Raw genomic sequence first — 16,910 nt, forward strand, 5'->3', positions numbered from 1 at the left:
AAGCTGGATCAACCACTTAAGGAATTAGTTTATGTGTCCAACCATTGGGGTCCACTTCTAATAGAGTCGAAGTTGGATGCCTAAATGAGAGGTTTTGTTGTTCTCATTACATTGACTACTAGTAGAGTGATTAGGTAATTAAAAAGGCATAATGTCAGAATATGAAGTCGTATAGTTATATGCTTAAATAACAAACACCCAAACTACTCACATATGAGAAGAAACCAGTTTACCATGTCGCCATGAGATAAATGAGTGCATTTATATTACAGATTAATCATTAATAACTTAAGTATCAAAATTAGCGCAAGCCGATTAAGTAACATATTAGTAAATAGATGAGCACGTCTAGTTAACCATACTGTAAAGAAAAACATAGACACTTTATAAGACCTCTTTTTATATAAGAGCATGAAAAATAACGATTTTATACAAGATCAGATGTGGGAATAACTATTGATACACTATATTTTGTCGCATTTATTGGACATAAAGTTATTTTGTGAAATTTTCTATTTTAAAAATGCCTCCAGTTTGTCAAAGTATTCACCCGTTGGTTAAGCAAAACAAAAATTAAAATTATTTACAAAAACGTCAGGTAGGATTATTAATGTAACTAGTTTTCATTTAGCCGTGAAAAGTAGAAAAACAAAAATACGAAATGAGTTTCACCATAAAAAGATTAGTTTACATTGCTGAAATATCCTACAACTTTCACCTTAAGGGAGTTTACAATGAACGACTTAAATGAACTAAAACGCTGGGTAGAAATCGTGCAAAGATCAGCCGTGCCATCGAACGGTGAACAGCTCACAACCAATGAGAAACAAGCACTTGCACAATGCTGTAGGATATTAGCTCAAACGGCAGAGCTTATCGCCGATAAGGTCGCTGCCTAACCTGTCGCAATTAGCACTTGTGACTCTATATAGCATGAGTCACAAGTGGTCTTAGCTACCTCTTCACCATCTCAGAACCCCTAAGAATTAACTGCACGCTTCCGAAAGTATTTGACTGAAGTGTTTTGGCGGTCTTACTAAATTGGAGAATTGGGCTTAATCTCTCAGTTATGAAATCAAGCTTATAATTGATGTAGGTGAACTTCGATTCCTTGCTTAATTATCTGATATATTGAGAGTTATCCTGTTTAAGAATCACAAATATTTTGAGGTTTTATGTCGGCGAATTCTCTTCTTTCATCTGCTGCTGGAGCAAAGCAGCGCAACTTTGCACGACGTTACATGCAAGACAAGGAGTCAACGCTTAAGTTACCACGAGATCCAAATTCAATTATGTTCGGGTATTGGTGGTAAACATGAACAAATGGCTAATACATATTAGTTTTTTCGTCGCGACGATACTGGTTGTTAACTATGTTGCGTCTTTAGGCGACCCTGTTCAATTTATCGATTTAACCAGCCTGCTTATAGTCGCAGTACCAACTTTATTTGCTACGGGTGTAGGTTACCAAAAGTCACGTACCACAGCACTGAGTTGCGCTTTATTTACGGCCATTGTTAGTAGTATCTTGGGTGTGGTTATTGGCGTTATCCAAACTCTAGGCAATGCTTATTCTGATTCAGAGGCAATATTTGTAGGGTTGAGCGTTGCACTATTACCTCTATTTTATGGCCTTGCCATTGCGTTATTGGTTCTGCCTTTTCACTTTAGTTGTAAAGAGTAACTGACTTGCAATATTTAGTCTCCAGCAGCTTTTCTATGTCAAATCTACCAGATGATCTATACACTGACTTCGATTTGTAACTCAAAATGGGGAATTTTTTAGAAAGTGCCGCGTTAAACGGCCCTAGATATTTTCGAGTCGAAGCGTTAATCAGCCACTTAATATCAAACAGCCAAAGAATAGAGTCGAATGTGCGCATTGTTATGCATCACTCTGTGCGGTGGCATACTGCTTCAATATTATGGCCATCTGGATCAATAACAAATGCTCCATAATAATTGGGATGATATTGTTCTCTTATACTTGGTGAGCCATTATCTTTTCCACCAGAAGCTATGGCAGCCTCATAAAACTCGTCTACTTGTTTTCGATTATCAGCAGCAAAAGCAATATGTAAGGGAGATTGTGGTAGATTACCTTTTCCAAGCCAAAATTCTGCTTTTCCATTCTTTCCAAAACCACTTGCACCTTCAAGCTCCACTATTTTATCAATGCCCAAAGGAGCCAGAACTTTAGAATAGAATTCATTACTTTTTTCAAAATCGGATACTGAAAATCCAATGTGATCAATTATCATCGTAATATTCCTTTATGGTTTTTTAAACCTAACGTTTTATACGTACTCATTGCCGCGGTTTTGCTTGTTATACCTGTGAAAGAACGTAATTTAATATCAGGCATGCCAAAAGTTACTGTAACAAGAACAGGAAGAGTTTTAATGGGTATTTTGATTATGCGTTCAGTATTTAACTCGTATTGATACACCTAACCAAAACGCTCCTTCACGCTTATTGGCTGTAGAGTGCCAATTCTCGATGAAATCCCACGCAGCATTGCCCTCGGCAATATGTGAGTCAAACCAGTAACCTTGCGCATCATTGAGTATGTAATGTAACGAATCATTTACCGATATAACTGATATTAACATTGTTTTGTCTGGTGTAGACTTGCCCAACGCCAACGTTTTTGTAGAAATACCTAATTTTTCAATTAGTTCAAATTCGATAGGGAAAGCTCGATGCAAATATTCATTGGTTTGCTCATCTCTAATAATAACTTCACACTCCAAACCAAATTGACGAAGAACATACAGCATCGCTCCTAATGAATTATATCCAGAATGTTCTATGTAATCTGGGTTCTCGCCGGGAGTAATTATTCCCGTGACTTTGTAGAGTTCCAAAGCCAAGTCTGTTAATTCCTCTGAATCACTAATTTCAATAGAAGAGCCCGTAAATGCAACGTTTTTTGCATCATATTTATGTAGCTCAATAGACGAAGTAAGAGGTAGCTTATTCAATCTTTTTAAACATGCAACAATACAATAAGGCCCGCAATACAGACTTCCTTCTGGCTGCCTCATTTTTGGAAAGATACTCTTATCACCCTCGAAATTCATATGAAGAAATAACACCAAATTAAGTAGTGAGCAACGCTACCACTCACCTAAACCATAGCGCCATAAACACCAAACCCAATCTTAAACTAAAAATATGAGCATTGTGAATCACTCTTAAATTTATTGTTATGTTCGAATTTATTCTCTGTAAGGCGTAAAGTTTATTTCGTAGCCAAAAGGATTTTCTTTTGGCGGTTCTTCAGGCTCTGTCTTATATATCTCAACTTTTCCTTTAACATGAAACCCCACTTGTTCACCAATAACGTTTATCATGTCACAAGCTTGGTCAGAATCTAGCGCCCAAACTTTAATTGCCATATACGCGGGGCCAACAGGACAGTCAAAACCGTGTGAATTGTCGACAACTGTACCATTCCCTAACACAGTGAAATGAGTGTAGGGAGTCTGATCCTTTCCATATCTAAGTCTCAGTTTCCAATCCGAATTATGTTCCATTCTTACTCCATAGAGCATAACGCCCGCATAAGGCGCCCATTAAACGCTTGCTATTATTTTGAGGTCTTGTACCTACCCAGCAAGCGTGGTAATGGGTAGGCTTTAATGCGTTTGTTAAGCGCTTTCGTACTTCTGCCGAATTATATCTTCATTGTAATTGGGTGATAGATGCAAAACAATTGTATTATTTAGCTCAATCACAGAATGGAATGCACAGTTTTTGGAGAACCAGAAAACCTCTTTCAGACTCTCATCTTCATGCCAAGTAGTGCTTACAAACGATTCTTCCGGAACTTCATGGAAATTGAATTGTTGAAGGTTGGCAAGATCTACTGAGGTATCCCATGATCCACAATCATTGCCCCATGCCATCATATAAAGGCATCCTGACTCTACTAACCATTTGCTTATAGATTGTTGGCTTGCACTGCAAATTTCATCTTCAATAACAACAACACAGCGAAAAGGCTTGAGAAATTCCAGGCATGGCAGGTTTTGATTATTAGATAGATGGATGTACTTCATTTGACGCTTAACATTCTTAATAACAGGCCGGCTTGTTTTCCGCCAGCCTAACTTACAACCAACCTATCATAACACACTAAAAATTAAAGAATATATATCGAATTTTTTATTTCTCCATCACATAAAAACGAGCCAGCCTGTTATCACTTTTTGACGTGGCACGTTATCTTGGGGAGCAATACTTGAAAAGTAACTCCGCGTTAATCGGCAGATAACGCTATTACATACTTAGCTCATTGTGGTATAAACACTAATGCCGAACTGTGAACCAAAACTACCAAGCGTTGGCTGTACAATTGAACGCTTTGTTATGCGTAGCTTCTTTAACTGAGCACAGGTCTAAAAAAGCTGCGCTCATAGCTGATAATGCAGTCCACTTTATCGGCAAACTCGAAAGCTTTGATACATTCAGGGTCATTTTGAGACTTAGTACGATAGTCTTCATAAGCTGACAAACTTTCAAACGTAAAAAGAGCCAAAGCTACATTGTTTGCGCCTTCAGATGGCAGAAAGTAGCCATTATGTTGGCCACCAAACTTCTCAACAAGTGGAATCCACATTTTGGCGTATTCTTCGAACTCATTGACCTTCTTTGGGTCAATTACATACCTGACGTAACAAGTAATCATAAACATTAACTCCTTATAATTGATTGATTTTGTGGGGTACACATAACATTCTTAATAACAGGCTGGCTCGTTTTCCCGCCAGCCTAACTTACAACCAACCTACCATAACCCACTGAAAAATTAAATAATATACATCAAGTTTCTTATTTCTCCATCACATAAAAACGAGCAGCTGCTCCTGATAAACCAAACCATTTTTCATACTCAAGCTCCGCCCAACACCAATAAACTGTATAAAAATACAGTTCCAGGAGGTGAAAATGGCAAGCAAATTCATCGAAGAAATCCGCAGGCACAGCGAATGTGAGGCTATAGTATCAAAACTGAAAAGGCCTATTTATACTGGATAAAATACTTCATTCGCTTTAATAAGCTAAAGCATCCTCAAGATCCAATACCGTTAGAGTTGTGTACTTCAAGGGTTAATAAAATTACGTTACGACTTACCTAAATATGGTTTAAGAAAACTAGCTACTTGCTCTTCACAAAGCCCAACTTCGACCTTAATACAGCTTTGTTTGAGAATGGAGATACCTTTGCCGCCATTACGTTCGTCTGGGTCGATTAATGCTATAACAACATGCTTTATTCCAGAATTGACCAGCGTATGAGCTAGGGCTATATGAATAGTGTATAGTTTTCTTTGTTGGCAGGTCTATGCACATATGAACCAAGAGTTAGGCTCGTTACCATTGTTAAGCTAGCTCCTTGACCCTACTAGGAGCTTTTTCTTTTTCTTTAATACTGGAACAAACGGTGAAACTCTGAGTGCGGGAGAACCAACGCCAAATTATTCGAAAATTTTCATAAATAAACACATGACCCCTTTACTATTTATTGAGTCAATAGAGTTCGCTATCACGTGCATTTTAAAAAATAACCCTGCTCACAATAGATACTAGAGGACGATACATTGAGAGTTTCGAATACACCGACGACTAACCAATCCGAAATGACCAAGAAACAAGACCATGAACTTGGTAGACCGCTCACAGTGACAAAAATCACAAGAAAGTTGTCCGACTCTGGCCAAAGCCAACATTGTCTAGCAGGGCTTTGGACAGTTATAAAAAAACGTTGCAGAAAAGTATTTAAGCTAAACAATCCTGACACGTCTAACCGAACCATTTCAGGACACAATAAAGATTTAGATAGGATAACGCATTATTCTAGAGAACAAGCCTGCAATGAAAACCCTAAAATGGTAATTCAAATATTTAAGGATCATATCCTTGACCTTGATAGGAGTGGAGGCCCAAATTCGAACTTTAAAGCTTTGCAGGCAGGCTCTAAGAGCGAGCTTAGTTTTGACGAGGCAAAAAACCTTCAAACACTGGCTAAACAAAACAACTACAACACGGCAATGGCTCCTGTATATATCAAATTTGTAGATTATTTAAGAGACCGAGGACATACTCAAGAGATAGGCGCAGAGCAGTTAGTCAGTACTGTAAGTTCATTGATTAATCGACCTAATGAAATAGTGGTTAATCACTCTGATAAACCAAATTTCTATGAAATGAAAATAATACAAGCGTTAACGAGTCCCAAGTCTTTGTCAGTTCCCGATATTATGTCCCTCAGCCAACTACTAACTCTAAAGCAGAGCGAGAGTGTGACTTATAAACAGCTCATCGATTTAGTAACAGATATGAAAAATATGTCAAACGATGAGAGAGATGAAGCAATCGCCTCTATGAGTGATGGAATTATGGTTAGTCACCCGAATAAACCTAATTTCCATGAAATGAAAATAATTCAAGGGCTAACACGTCCTAATTCTTTGTCAGCTCCGAACATAATGATCCTTAGTCAAGAATTAGCGTCAAAGAATCAAAATGAGGTTACAGTCAAGCAGCTTACCGATGAGGTTAAACGGGTAGCAAGTCTAACTGAAGCACAAAAGAATGAGACATTATCTGAGCTAGGCAGAAAACATGCTAATCACCTTGCATGGTTGCATTTTGATAGAAAGTCGGAGGATAAGGTAATTGGAAAACTTCTGACACCAATGGAGAATATGAAAGGTGAGATAGGTCGGATAACAAAGCACAATGAAGCACATATAACCGTCGCTTTTTTTGGGCATCAACCAAATGAAAATTTTATCCGCAACGTTGGTTTGGATGTTAACAAGACAGTTACTTTAAGATTTAGTAAAGCCGAAATCTTTAACAGCCACTTAGTGATAACAAATGAGAAAGGTGCTGAATCTGAGGGACTTAAAGATATTCACAACGCTCTGATTAAAAAAGCTAGTGAAGCAGGTATTGAGCTCAGCGATACGTATAATGGCAAAAATTATAGGCCACACATAACCTTGGTTAGAGATATTCCGATCGAAAGACAAGCTGAGCTACTCGAACAGTTTAGTTATCTAAATCATGAGCCCATAACTCTAACGGGAAATATGGCATTTGGTTATACCTCTTTATACACAGTTGATGACGAACAAAGCCATTATCATGATATCAACGAACTAGACGATTAATAGTCTAATTGCATTGTATTTTTGAAGTAAAACTCATATGGGTTCTGTCACAAAGTCATTTTGGGGCAAAAATATTTTAGCAAAAGCAATGTATCGATATTAGTTGAGCGCTTCTTTTGAGTGTAAGGCTTTCTCTACACCCTACACCTCTAAAAGCTCACCCACATACAAAAAAGCCTCGCATATGCGAGGCTTTAATCAATACAGGAAGGGTTAACCATCAATTCCTTTGGATTTTAGGAATTCCGAATAAGTGCCACGGAAGTCGTTAATCTTACCCTCTTTAATTTCCAGAACACGGGTCGCCAGCGAGTCCACAAACACTCGGTCGTGAGATACGAAGAAAAGCGTGCCTTTGTATTGCTCAAGCGCCGTATTTAGAGATTCAATAGACTCCATATCCATATGGTTGGTCGGCTCGTCCATTAGCAACATGTTCGGCTTGTGCATCATAAGCTTACCAAGCAGCATTCGCCCTTGCTCACCACCCGAAAGAACTTTGACAGACTTTTTAATATCGTCTTGGCCAAACAACATACGCCCTAAGAAACCTCGAATGACTTGTTCGTCATCCCCAGCCTGACGCCACTGGCTCATCCAGTCCATTAAGTTCATGTCTTCAGCAAACTCTTCAGCATGATCTTGAGCGTAATAGCCTATGTTAGAGTTTTCAGACCATTTGAACTCACCAGTACGCGGTGCTAATACGCCAGCAAGCGTGTTCAGTAATGTTGTTTTACCGACACCGTTTTCACCGATAATGGCAACCCGCTCTCCCACTTCAAAAATAGCATTGAAGTCCGAGAACAAATCCTCTTCGTAACCTTGAGATAAGTTTTCAACAATTAAAGCATTACGGAACAATTCTTTAGACTGCTCAAAACGAATAAACGGATTCTGGCGACTCGACGGCTTCACTTCTTCTAGCTGGATTTTGTCGATCTGCTTAGCGCGAGAAGTAGCCTGCTTAGCCTTAGAGGCATTGGCAGAAAAGCGTGCAACGAACGTATTTAACTCGGCAATTTGCGCTTTCTTCTTAGCGTTATCAGCCAGTAAACGTTCACGAGCTTGAGTAGCTGCGACCATGTACTCATCATAATTACCAGTAAATAGACGCAATTCACCGTAATCTAAGTCAGCCATGTGAGTACATACTGAATTTAGGAAATGACGATCGTGAGAAATAATGATCATGGTACAGTTTCTCTGGTTGAGCGTGTCTTCTAACCAGCGAATGGTATCCATATCAAGGTTGTTGGTCGGCTCATCGAGCAACATAATATGTGGGTCAGCAAATAGAACTTGCGCTAACAAGACACGGAGCTTCCAACCCGGTGCGACTTCACTCATCAATCCATAATGCTGCTCTTCAGGAATACCAACCGCTAGCAGTAATTCACCGGCTTTGGCATCAGCCATGTAGCCATCCATTTCGGCAAATTCCACCTCAAGCTCAGCCACTTTAATGCCATCTTCTTCTGTCATATCAGGCAGGGAATAGATACGATCACGTTCTTTTTTAACTTCCCACAATTCCTTGAAGCCCATGATAACAGTATCGATCACCGTAAACTCTTCGTAAGCAAACTGATCCTGATTCAGCTTAGCGACGCGCTCATTTGGGTCATAACTGACATTACCACCTGTTGGGTCGAGTTCACCGCTTAAAATCTTCATGAAGGTAGACTTACCACATCCATTGGCGCCGATTAAACCGTAGCGGTTTCCATCACCAAATTTGACGGATATGTTTTCAAATAACGGTTTCGCACCAAATTGCTGCGTAATATTGTTGGTACTTATGATAAGACTATCCCCCTCTCTAGCTCCAATAAGCAGAGAAATATTGTTTGTATAAAATATGCGGGGGGGATTGTATCAAATTGAAACTACGAACTACATCAATTGTTGCACTCTATTCTTTGCTTGTGGATTTGATGTCAACAAGCACGCTAACATGCGTTATTGGCCAGCTTTAAGTGTTGAGTTAATCAGCCCAACACTTATAATTTTATATGGCTCTCCAATCACTCAGTTCAACGCATCTACCACGATAGAGAACTTCACTATCTGGATTTTTATCTGCGGTCACGACAAGCTCTGAACTACTCTTGAGCATTTGCCATTCTCTTGGCGACATATATCTAATATCATTAATATTTTTTAGACTATCAATCAGCTTCAATTTGCCTGTTGCCTCATCACGCATCCACACCATAGCTCTACTCTCAGATATTTTGTCCATCGATAGATTTCGTTGCATACGCAAACTAGACTGACCGGGTTTATCTCCTTGATAGGCAACAAGCGCAAAATGATTTACTTGAGTATCTGAAGACATCATTGCTAGATAGCTTGCCGGACGTACTTCAACTATGTCCACCCCAACAGGATTCTGCATTACTGCAGGCTGCAAAAATATACCAACAAATAACGAGAAAACCATGCCTGTAGGCAACCACCACCAACGTACATTTGTTTCACGTTTTCTTAGACCAAAAGTGCTGTTTGAAATTTTTTTCCAAACCCGTTTGGGCGGCTTCTTAAAATATTTTGCCGATGAATGATGACTATTCGGGCTTGGGTTTAAACCGGATAAGTGTTGCTGCCACTGTTCAATATGCTCCCACCAAGTAGGATCTTCTTTCATTAAAGCTTCTATCCTGCGGCGTACCCTAGGTGTTTGAGTCCCTAGTACATACTCACCAGCGAGTTTATCTTTCAACTCGGAGTTTTGATAACGCTGGCTCTTTATTGTGTTAAGCATCGTTTCAATTCCTGTAAACCGCGACGAATCCATGATTTAACCGTACCGAGTGGTGTGTTTACATGTTGCACTATTTCTTGATGACTCATGCCATGTTGATACGCTAGTACGATTGCATTTCGCTTCTCTTCAGCCAAGGTCTGAAGACAATAACTAAGACCTGAGTCTGTCATACATTTGGCTACTTGGCTTATTTCATCCAATAACTCTAGCGTCTGATCTTCCTTACAGCGTGTTCTCTTTCTGACTTCATCAATCGCTAGGTTTCTCATCATCTGGCAAAGCCATGCCCAAGGATGATCTAAAACATAGTCTTGTTTGCTATACCAAAGTTTTATATACCCTTCTTGTAAAAGATCGGCAGCGATCTGCTCATCTTTAACTACAGAATATATAAGATTGAATAACCGTGTACTGGTTAACTGATAAAGCGCTTCGAAAGCCTCTCGGTCTCGAAGCGCAATTTTAGAGAGCAGTAAACCTATTTGGTGTTTATCGTCGCTCACTTTTTCCTCATTGAGTGATAAGGTGCCATACGTTTTTTACACCATCGCCAGTGGTTTCACCAGCTTTAGTGTCTTTAAACCAACGATATAGCGGTTTACCCTCAAAAGTCCACTGATATGTGTCATCATTACGTTTAATAACACTAAACCCACCCGTTACTTTTATGTTTTCGATCCCCTTTTGCATAAGATCTGAACTGACATAAGCCGGTGGCCATTTAGCCTCACAATCACCATAGCAGACAGATTGATTGTTCTTATCTTTATCAAAGGTATAAAGCGTCAAATTATTCTCATCCACCAAGTACCGACGAGCACCATCATTGTACAGCTTAATAGAAACATCATCTGCGCGTGCTAATGGCCAAACACCTTTAAAACCAGCACCATCAATATCCCCTTCTTTCTGATCGTTAACCCATCGATAAAGAGGCTTACCATTCAGTGCCCACTGTTTGCTCCCATCATCACGAGTAACCTGACTAAACTCCGAACTGCTCGAAAATTGAGCGCTTGCTTTATCATTAACCAGCAATGGTGGCCACAAAGTTTCACATTTGTCTGTACATACAGACTTTCCAATCGGATCTTTGGCAAAGGTGTAGAGAGTTTTGCCTGTACCATCGACATATACTTCACCAAATGATGTTTCAGAGGTGTTGGTAGACGCTGTTGCGTAAGCAATAGGTGCAATAAGAAGCGTAGATATAATTAGTTTTTTCATTATTTGGTATCCTTTATTTAGTCCAACCTTCGCGTGTAAAGAAGGGCTTACCCTCTTCACTATTCACAAAATCGATAAAATCTTGAGTTTGAGGCTCTGCGCCCTGTGTTTTTGCCAGTGTAAGATCGCGATATATACGTCTCTCTGGTTCAATCTCTACATAGTCAACCTTATCCATATGATTTAGCGGCCAATGTATCCAAGTAATCCAAGCATCTGCGTTCTGCCCTTGAAATGCTTTAAAACTCGCACCACTTCCTTTGGCATAAGCAATAATTTTGCTACGAAAATTCTGTACATCCGCTAAAGATCCTTTACGTCCAGCAATATCTTCCCAGACGCCTGTACCCGATGTGTTGTAGACTCCTAAACCCTCGGTAACCACAATACGTGAAGGCTTGTCGAGCAAGTCTTGAATGCCAGAAATGTTTTTGGGGTTTCCTTTGGGTACCGCAATAACAGCTCTACGAAGATAGACAGGCTGGACATCCTGATCAGTGATAAACGGATAAGTTTCAACAAAAGCACTCATAGATTGCTCTGATGAACCAAAAATCACATCCGCTTTTTGCTGTGCTTCACGAGTCCATTTTGACTCGGGACCAGCTGTGACGTTTACTGGTATTCCCGTTTTCTGACTGAATGCTTTTGCTGCATTACGTATTGCTGTATCGGGTCCTCCTGGGCCATAAATATTAATAACACCATCTCGAGGTTGATGCTTAATAGTCGGGTCAAGTTTAGGCGATGCAACAGAAAATGTACTTACAACTGCCAATGTTAAAACCGCAACGCTCATATAACGCTTCATATATTCTCCTCACTTTTAGAAGGTTTCATACAAGAGACGTACTAGAATGGATTTTGGATGCATCAAAAAGTACATTTTTTTAAAAAAATTTCGAAGCCACAAAAAACAAGACATTAAGGTACTGAAAAATAAATAATTTGTATTCTATCCATAAGAAATCAGGTTAGGAATGTAGTCGCATCAAGCACAATTGGGGGTAGATAAGATGACAATGCTCTCCCTTCAATGCAATATGTATTAAATGGTAGTAATCTACTCATAGCACCATCGAAAGCAGAGACATTTATGGCACGAACAATCGAATACACATATAAAGGTAAAGATAAAACACTGACGTTTTCTTACCAACAACATCACAATATTCACGAAGCCGTTGCGCAAGCAGAAGGCATCGATTTATCTGAATACCTAAAAATGGAACAACAGATCGAAGCGGTCTCCGATACAAAGTCTGTACGGAACTTCAGGGATAACCACTTTAGAAAACTAGGTTTTGGCAAAATCAGACTTGCACAAAAGGAAAACCGAGGTATCGGTTCATAACTCCAAGTCTCATTAGAGGTTATTCAAGCAATAACCTCTACGCTGACACTAAATGCCGACATTTGTTTAAATAAAAACGGACTAACGACAAAGCAGAAACTCGTTAGCTTAGGGAAATATCTACACTCTCCAATAAAATATTTGCTAATTTCACCGCCAATTTTAGCACTTAAACACCACTACATTAACAAATTCATACACTGAAGATATAGATACATCTTTCCAAATCACACTCAAAAGCCGTAGTGTACCCAAATTATCCAGCTTCTTTCCAGAAAACTATCATAAAATATAAAAAAAAATAAATTCAAGATTATCAATATCTTAAAATGCAATTACCCACAATGAAATTAGTTGAAATTACAATACTATCAATAATTCATAATTTATTGATAATTTCATTATTATTTCATTTGTGTTTTTTTAGAACAACGCTAGCATCGCCACCATTCTTATATTGGTGAGATTTATACTTATTATGTGTTCATTAAAAAAGCTCTATTCACTCGCAGGCGGATTACTACTAATTCCAGCCTTAGGATTTGCGGAAGATGTAAATAATGAAGTTACTGACATTAATATTAGCTATTACCTTGGTGTCGAAGCAGGCTACCAAGTATCATCTGATGATGATTACCCGTACAGCGACCCACATAGTGCTGTAGGAGGTATCTATGGCGGTATTAATTTAACAGACCAGCTAAGTTGGGACTTGGGTTATCAATACCTAGGTGAAATGACAGGTGCTTATAACTCAATCAATATCGAGACTTCTATAGTTAGAACAGGTCTACGCTATACCTACCCTATCTACCAGCAACTGTCTGTTTATGGTTATGCTGGCGCAGCCTATTGGTCTATGGATAAGTCTTCTATACGCAACTCTATTAGCGATGATGGCTTTTCTCCTATCTACAAGCTTGGCGTAACAGCACCGGTAACAGAGAGTTTAGTTTTAGATATTGGCTATCAATACATAGATGGTATAGGAAGCCAGAATACTGGTGAATTTGATAGCCATGGCGCAATGATCGGACTGACTTATCATTTTGGTCGCGCTAAAGCCCCTCAAGTTGCTGTGCCAACTGTAATTGAATCTCACAAAGAAGAATGTGAGCCCCAGATTGTCGAGCCTCGCACCATCTACCACTATTCAGCCCAGCTTTCGAAAGAAATGAAAACATTTGGGGTAGATAAAGCGGAGTTGTCTCTGCAACAAAAAGAGATAGAGCATATCACTCAACTTCTCATCGATAATCCAACTGCAAAAGTAAAGGTAATTGGTCACTCTGATTCATCAGGTTCAGAGGCCTACAATCAAAAGCTCTCTGAAAAAAGAGCAAAATATATCGCAGATAAATTGAAGAATAATGGCGTAGAAGAAGAGCGCATCATAGCAAACGGAAAAGGTGAAATGGCCCCTATTGCGAGTAACGAAACCATTGAAGGTCGAGCTTTAAATCGACGTGTTGATATCACTGTTTTTGTTTCAGAATAATTAGGAGCCCTCAAATGAATAATTTTAAAAACACAGCACAACTAACAACATTAGCAGCAACCATTTTATTATTAGTAGGTTGTGGTTCTGGCGGAGCATTTGAAGGTGATTCTAATAGCTCAAACACAGGTTCTAATGGTTCCGGCTCCAACCAAGTTACTGTGAATCCAGAAGCTCGTGTATATGAAATAACTATAGATACTGGCGACAAAGAAATTTACTCCTCGCTTCAATATAAAGTAACTGGAAAATATGATGACGGTAATGAGCAAGACATTACCAAACTGGTCAAATTTGAAGTTACCAATAATATCGTTTCTTTTGACGATGAAGGTGTTGCAATGCCTAATACCATTGGTACGACTGAAGTTACTGCAACCCTCAATGGTGTAACAAGTGCACCGGTTACTCTTGATGTGATAGAAACGTTAGTTTGTGGACACACAACAGGCAACCCCCTAAATAAAAGCTTGGGCGGTGGTATTGATGATGACAGCATAAGCACAGCATCAGGTGAGTGTTTAAAGATAAGAGAAGTACTTGATTCTGACGACCCAACAGGACCAACATATAAGTGGTTTACAAGTTCACCTTCGACAGCACTAGTCGCAAAACTTGGCTATTCTATCCAAGATAACTCGACCAATACGGGTGATAGTTATGCTACATCGAATTATGAAGATGGAAATAATGGTCCAGCTGGATACCACTTTGCAAGTTTTCGTCAAGATGGTGACGGCGCAGTGCCACCGAGTTCTACTGGTTCATCAAATCGAGACGCCGGTAAAGATGGTCAAGCCTACCGTTGGTGTCAAAAACTTAATACAATTGAATTTGCAGGTAAAACAGGATGGCATATTCCTTCAATTACTGAGTTAAATAGTTTGAATAAATATCAAAAAACAGCAGGCAGTATGTACGACCGTTTTGGCTGGCCTGCTACATTGGATTATCACACCTGGGTCTCAGGCTTCAGCAGATTCGATAGTATTCAACTACATGATTCATCAAACCCACTATTCGTTACAGCAGACGAAGCTAGATATGTTTCTTGTGTCGTTGATTTATAACCACTAAACGCAGAAAAGATGTGTTTAGATACATATTAAAAGAGCTTGCCTAGGCAAGCTCTTTTTCTATTTAATATTTAGAAATGCAGCACCACGTACACCACCGGAATCGCCGTGCTGTGCTTTAACGATTTTTGGGCACCTAGCAACGGGAAGGAGATATTTAGGAACACGCTTTGGCATCTCTTCGTAAATAGCTTCAAAGTTTGATAGCCCACCGCCCAACACGACAGCGTGAGGATCATTGACCGTAAAAATGTTAGCCAAACAAATCGCCAGCAATTCCATAAAACGTTCAACATGAGCAACGGCATTGTTGTCGTGACTCTGATAAGCATTGATAATCTGTGTGGCTTTTAAGGCATCCCCGTAGTAATGCTGATAAAGCAACTCAAAACCGCGCCCAGACAAGTAATTATCTTGGCATCCCCTCTTTCCGCAGCCACAACTCAGCAGTGGTGCATTTTCCCCAAGATAGAGCCAAGCATCAAGGGGCAGTCGCATATGCCCAACTTCCCCCGCAACATGATTTCGGCCAGAAAAAACCTCTCCTTTATGTACAATTCCACCACCAAAGCCTGTTCCGAGGATCAATCCAAGCACAGACTCTTCATCTTTAAGGCTTTTGTCCCATGCCTCAGACAGAGCAAAACAGTTCGCATCATTTTCCACTTTAACTCTGCGGCCTATCTTCGTTTCCAAATCCGCGCGTAAAGGCTTACCATTTGCGGCTGGAATATTGACCAATAACATGGTTTGGTCATCCGCATTTTCCATTCCTGGCAAACCTAACCCTATCTTCCCTTGGCAATCAAATTGCCGATCATATTTCTTCACCAAGTCTGAAATAGTGCTGATTAGTAAATCATAATCGTCCGTTGGCGTAGCGACTCGCTCAGTCGCAATACGCTCTAGTTGATTGTTAAAGGCACCAAATTCAATCTTTGTACCTCCAACATCAAAACCGTAATACATTCCCTCTCTCCTAAATACTCAAATAAAATCGTATCATTCTCTCATTATCTACATCGATGGCTCTATAATCCGTGATAACGCGCTTATTTGTTTCGCATCCCGGTTCAATTGATTAGACTATCACCATAATTTGGCTCAATTATTCTATTTTGTACCTAAAAACCGTTGCGTTGATAGTCACTGCTCTTGATTAAGATAAGATTGTAATTTTGGTCTTTGCATATCTGATTTATTTTGGCTTTTACTCATCAGATAGCTTTCTTTGAATGCGTCAAACCATAGCGAAAGCGTTGTTGCCGCTGATTCCTCTCCCAACTGATTTAAAACCACGCTCGCAACTTCAACGGTAGCAAGATGTTGATCATTATCACTTTGTCTCATTGAATATTGCGAAAGTGTTTGCGGTGAAACTGACAACACTGGAAAACTATCCAAATATGGCGATTTTCGAAACATTCGTCTTGCTTCCCTCCAACTACCATCCAAAAAAATAAGTAATGGTTTCTTACCAGTCGAATGAAATTGGCGTACGTTTTCTTCGCTCACAATACGAGATTTAGACTCAACATAATCTTTTGGAAACACCACAATTGGACTGTATTTGGGGTCATTCAATAGATCCAATAACTTCTGGTTGGGCTCTGTACGACTCCATTGATAAGCATAGCCATCTTTTACCGTGTCCAGTATCAGACGACCCGTATTGCTGGGCTTAAACACTTCATTGCTTGAAAAGAGTAACAATACAGCAACATCTGTATTGATGTTGGTGTCATTACTGAGGGATCTTGACGGGATAAATACCATTCGACTCTGTCGTATCCTTACATTC

General features: G+C 39.5%; 20 protein-coding genes. 8 read left to right on the forward strand and 12 right to left on the reverse strand.

The genetic code is table 11. The features are described 5' to 3' along the window. Positions 1-734 precede the first annotated feature (734 nt). From QQK21_RS11070 to QQK21_RS11080, 3 genes are all read left to right on the forward strand, one after another. Complete coding sequence (locus QQK21_RS11070; protein ID WP_205395203.1) at positions 735-899, forward strand: hypothetical protein; 165 nt, start codon at positions 735-737, stop codon at positions 897-899. Between the two features lie 276 nt (positions 900-1,175). Next, positions 1,176-1,313, forward strand: coding sequence for a hypothetical protein (locus QQK21_RS11075; protein ID WP_284192256.1), 138 nt, complete (start codon positions 1,176-1,178; stop codon positions 1,311-1,313). A gap of 2 nt (positions 1,314-1,315) precedes the next feature. Continuing rightward, positions 1,316-1,684 carry a MotA/TolQ/ExbB proton channel family protein gene (locus QQK21_RS11080; RefSeq protein WP_284192257.1) on the forward strand — a complete coding sequence of 123 codons (369 nt, stop codon included), beginning with the start codon at positions 1,316-1,318 and terminating at the stop codon, positions 1,682-1,684. 208 nt (positions 1,685-1,892) lie between these two features. Here the strand turns inward: QQK21_RS11080 and QQK21_RS11085 are convergent, their stop codons facing one another. From QQK21_RS11085 to QQK21_RS11105, 5 genes are all read right to left on the reverse strand, one after another. After that, positions 1,893-2,261, reverse strand: a complete 369-nt coding sequence (locus QQK21_RS11085) for a VOC family protein (protein WP_284192258.1) — start codon at positions 2,259-2,261, stop codon at positions 1,893-1,895. A 162-nt stretch (positions 2,262-2,423) separates the two neighbouring features. Next, positions 2,424-3,083 (reverse strand): T3SS effector IpaJ family cysteine protease, encoded by a 660-nt coding sequence (locus QQK21_RS11090; RefSeq protein ID WP_284192259.1) that lies wholly within the window; start codon positions 3,081-3,083, stop codon positions 2,424-2,426. Positions 3,084-3,221: 138 nt separating this feature from the next. After that, positions 3,222-3,539 (reverse strand): hypothetical protein, encoded by a 318-nt coding sequence (locus QQK21_RS11095; RefSeq protein WP_284192260.1) that lies wholly within the window; start codon positions 3,537-3,539, stop codon positions 3,222-3,224. A gap of 114 nt (positions 3,540-3,653) precedes the next feature. Then, on the reverse strand, positions 3,654-4,064 hold the full coding sequence (locus tag QQK21_RS11100; protein ID WP_284192261.1) for a DUF7684 family protein: 411 nt from the start codon (positions 4,062-4,064) through the stop codon (positions 3,654-3,656). A gap of 323 nt (positions 4,065-4,387) precedes the next feature. Then, entirely contained in the window at positions 4,388-4,693 is a 306-nt protein-coding gene (locus QQK21_RS11105) for an NIPSNAP family protein (RefSeq protein WP_284192262.1), read from the reverse strand. A 346-nt stretch (positions 4,694-5,039) separates the two neighbouring features. Here QQK21_RS11105 and QQK21_RS22300 point away from each other — a divergent pair, with 346 nt between their 5' ends. Beyond that, the gene (locus QQK21_RS22300; RefSeq protein ID WP_348541484.1) at positions 5,040-5,144 is read left to right on the forward strand and encodes a hypothetical protein; all 105 of its coding nucleotides are present in this window, start codon (positions 5,040-5,042) and stop codon (positions 5,142-5,144) included. 501 nt (positions 5,145-5,645) lie between these two features. Further along, positions 5,646-7,184 carry a 2'-5' RNA ligase family protein gene (locus QQK21_RS11115; protein ID WP_284192263.1) on the forward strand — a complete coding sequence of 513 codons (1,539 nt, stop codon included), beginning with the start codon at positions 5,646-5,648 and terminating at the stop codon, positions 7,182-7,184. A gap of 213 nt (positions 7,185-7,397) precedes the next feature. On the opposite strand, the gene QQK21_RS11120 is transcribed toward QQK21_RS11115, so the two are convergent. From QQK21_RS11120 to QQK21_RS11140, 5 genes are all read right to left on the reverse strand, one after another. Further along, positions 7,398-8,990: an ABC-F family ATPase gene (locus QQK21_RS11120; RefSeq protein ID WP_284192272.1), complete on the reverse strand. Its 1,593-nt coding sequence runs from the start codon at positions 8,988-8,990 to the stop codon at positions 7,398-7,400. Between the two features lie 205 nt (positions 8,991-9,195). Next, a complete protein-coding gene (locus QQK21_RS11125) occupies positions 9,196-9,951 on the reverse strand; it encodes a hypothetical protein (protein WP_284192264.1) in 756 nt (251 codons plus the stop codon). Further along, positions 9,936-10,457 carry an RNA polymerase sigma factor gene (locus QQK21_RS11130; protein WP_284192265.1) on the reverse strand — a complete coding sequence of 174 codons (522 nt, stop codon included), beginning with the start codon at positions 10,455-10,457 and terminating at the stop codon, positions 9,936-9,938. The genes QQK21_RS11125 and QQK21_RS11130 overlap by 16 nt, the downstream gene beginning before the upstream one ends. Positions 10,458-10,464: 7 nt before the next feature. Then, positions 10,465-11,181, reverse strand: a complete 717-nt coding sequence (locus tag QQK21_RS11135; protein ID WP_284192266.1) for a hypothetical protein — start codon at positions 11,179-11,181, stop codon at positions 10,465-10,467. A 13-nt stretch (positions 11,182-11,194) separates the two neighbouring features. Beyond that, entirely contained in the window at positions 11,195-11,992 is a 798-nt protein-coding gene (locus QQK21_RS11140; protein WP_284192267.1) for a substrate-binding domain-containing protein, read from the reverse strand. A gap of 285 nt (positions 11,993-12,277) precedes the next feature. Between QQK21_RS11140 and QQK21_RS11145 the strand changes: the two genes are divergently transcribed. From QQK21_RS11145 to QQK21_RS11155, 3 genes are all read left to right on the forward strand, one after another. Beyond that, on the forward strand, positions 12,278-12,535 hold the full coding sequence (locus QQK21_RS11145; protein ID WP_284192268.1) for a DUF2960 domain-containing protein: 258 nt from the start codon (positions 12,278-12,280) through the stop codon (positions 12,533-12,535). A 478-nt stretch (positions 12,536-13,013) separates the two neighbouring features. Beyond that, the gene (locus QQK21_RS11150) at positions 13,014-14,033 is read left to right on the forward strand and encodes an OmpA family protein (RefSeq protein ID WP_284192269.1); all 1,020 of its coding nucleotides are present in this window, start codon (positions 13,014-13,016) and stop codon (positions 14,031-14,033) included. Between the two features lie 14 nt (positions 14,034-14,047). Continuing rightward, positions 14,048-15,103, forward strand: a complete 1,056-nt coding sequence (locus tag QQK21_RS11155) for an Lcl C-terminal domain-containing protein (protein ID WP_284192270.1) — start codon at positions 14,048-14,050, stop codon at positions 15,101-15,103. A gap of 66 nt (positions 15,104-15,169) precedes the next feature. Here the strand turns inward: QQK21_RS11155 and nagK are convergent, their stop codons facing one another. After that, entirely contained in the window at positions 15,170-16,078 is a 909-nt protein-coding gene (nagK, locus tag QQK21_RS11160) for an N-acetylglucosamine kinase (RefSeq protein ID WP_284192271.1), read from the reverse strand. Positions 16,079-16,255: 177 nt separating this feature from the next. Then, positions 16,256-16,885, reverse strand: a complete 630-nt coding sequence (locus tag QQK21_RS11165) for a tRNA-uridine aminocarboxypropyltransferase (RefSeq protein WP_284192273.1) — start codon at positions 16,883-16,885, stop codon at positions 16,256-16,258. Between the last annotated feature and the right edge of the window lie 25 nt (positions 16,886-16,910).

Origin of the sequence: Vibrio zhanjiangensis, assembly GCF_030161235.1 — a bacterium.
In the GTDB taxonomy this organism is placed as follows: Bacteria; Pseudomonadota; Gammaproteobacteria; order Enterobacterales; family Vibrionaceae; genus Vibrio; species Vibrio zhanjiangensis.

Coding starts and splice junctions, on each gene's coding strand:
- QQK21_RS11070 (WP_205395203.1), top strand. CDS start 735: ATGAACGACTTAAATGAACTAAAACGCTGGGTAGAAATCGTGCAAAGA.
- QQK21_RS11075 (WP_284192256.1), top strand. CDS start 1,176: ATGTCGGCGAATTCTCTTCTTTCATCTGCTGCTGGAGCAAAGCAGCGC.
- QQK21_RS11080 (WP_284192257.1), top strand. CDS start 1,316: ATGAACAAATGGCTAATACATATTAGTTTTTTCGTCGCGACGATACTG.
- QQK21_RS11085 (WP_284192258.1), bottom strand. CDS start 2,261: ATGATAATTGATCACATTGGATTTTCAGTATCCGATTTTGAAAAAAGT.
- QQK21_RS11090 (WP_284192259.1), bottom strand. CDS start 3,083: ATGAATTTCGAGGGTGATAAGAGTATCTTTCCAAAAATGAGGCAGCCA.
- QQK21_RS11095 (WP_284192260.1), bottom strand. CDS start 3,539: ATGGAACATAATTCGGATTGGAAACTGAGACTTAGATATGGAAAGGAT.
- QQK21_RS11100 (WP_284192261.1), bottom strand. CDS start 4,064: ATGAAGTACATCCATCTATCTAATAATCAAAACCTGCCATGCCTGGAA.
- QQK21_RS11105 (WP_284192262.1), bottom strand. CDS start 4,693: ATGATTACTTGTTACGTCAGGTATGTAATTGACCCAAAGAAGGTCAAT.
- QQK21_RS11115 (WP_284192263.1), top strand. CDS start 5,646: ATGACCAAGAAACAAGACCATGAACTTGGTAGACCGCTCACAGTGACA.
- QQK21_RS11125 (WP_284192264.1), bottom strand. CDS start 9,951: ATGCTTAACACAATAAAGAGCCAGCGTTATCAAAACTCCGAGTTGAAA.
- QQK21_RS11135 (WP_284192266.1), bottom strand. CDS start 11,181: ATGAAAAAACTAATTATATCTACGCTTCTTATTGCACCTATTGCTTAC.
- QQK21_RS11140 (WP_284192267.1), bottom strand. CDS start 11,992: ATGAAGCGTTATATGAGCGTTGCGGTTTTAACATTGGCAGTTGTAAGT.
- QQK21_RS11145 (WP_284192268.1), top strand. CDS start 12,278: ATGGCACGAACAATCGAATACACATATAAAGGTAAAGATAAAACACTG.
- QQK21_RS11150 (WP_284192269.1), top strand. CDS start 13,014: ATGTGTTCATTAAAAAAGCTCTATTCACTCGCAGGCGGATTACTACTA.
- QQK21_RS11155 (WP_284192270.1), top strand. CDS start 14,048: ATGAATAATTTTAAAAACACAGCACAACTAACAACATTAGCAGCAACC.
- nagK (WP_284192271.1), bottom strand. CDS start 16,078: ATGTATTACGGTTTTGATGTTGGAGGTACAAAGATTGAATTTGGTGCC.
- QQK21_RS11165 (WP_284192273.1), bottom strand. CDS start 16,885: ATGGTATTTATCCCGTCAAGATCCCTCAGTAATGACACCAACATCAAT.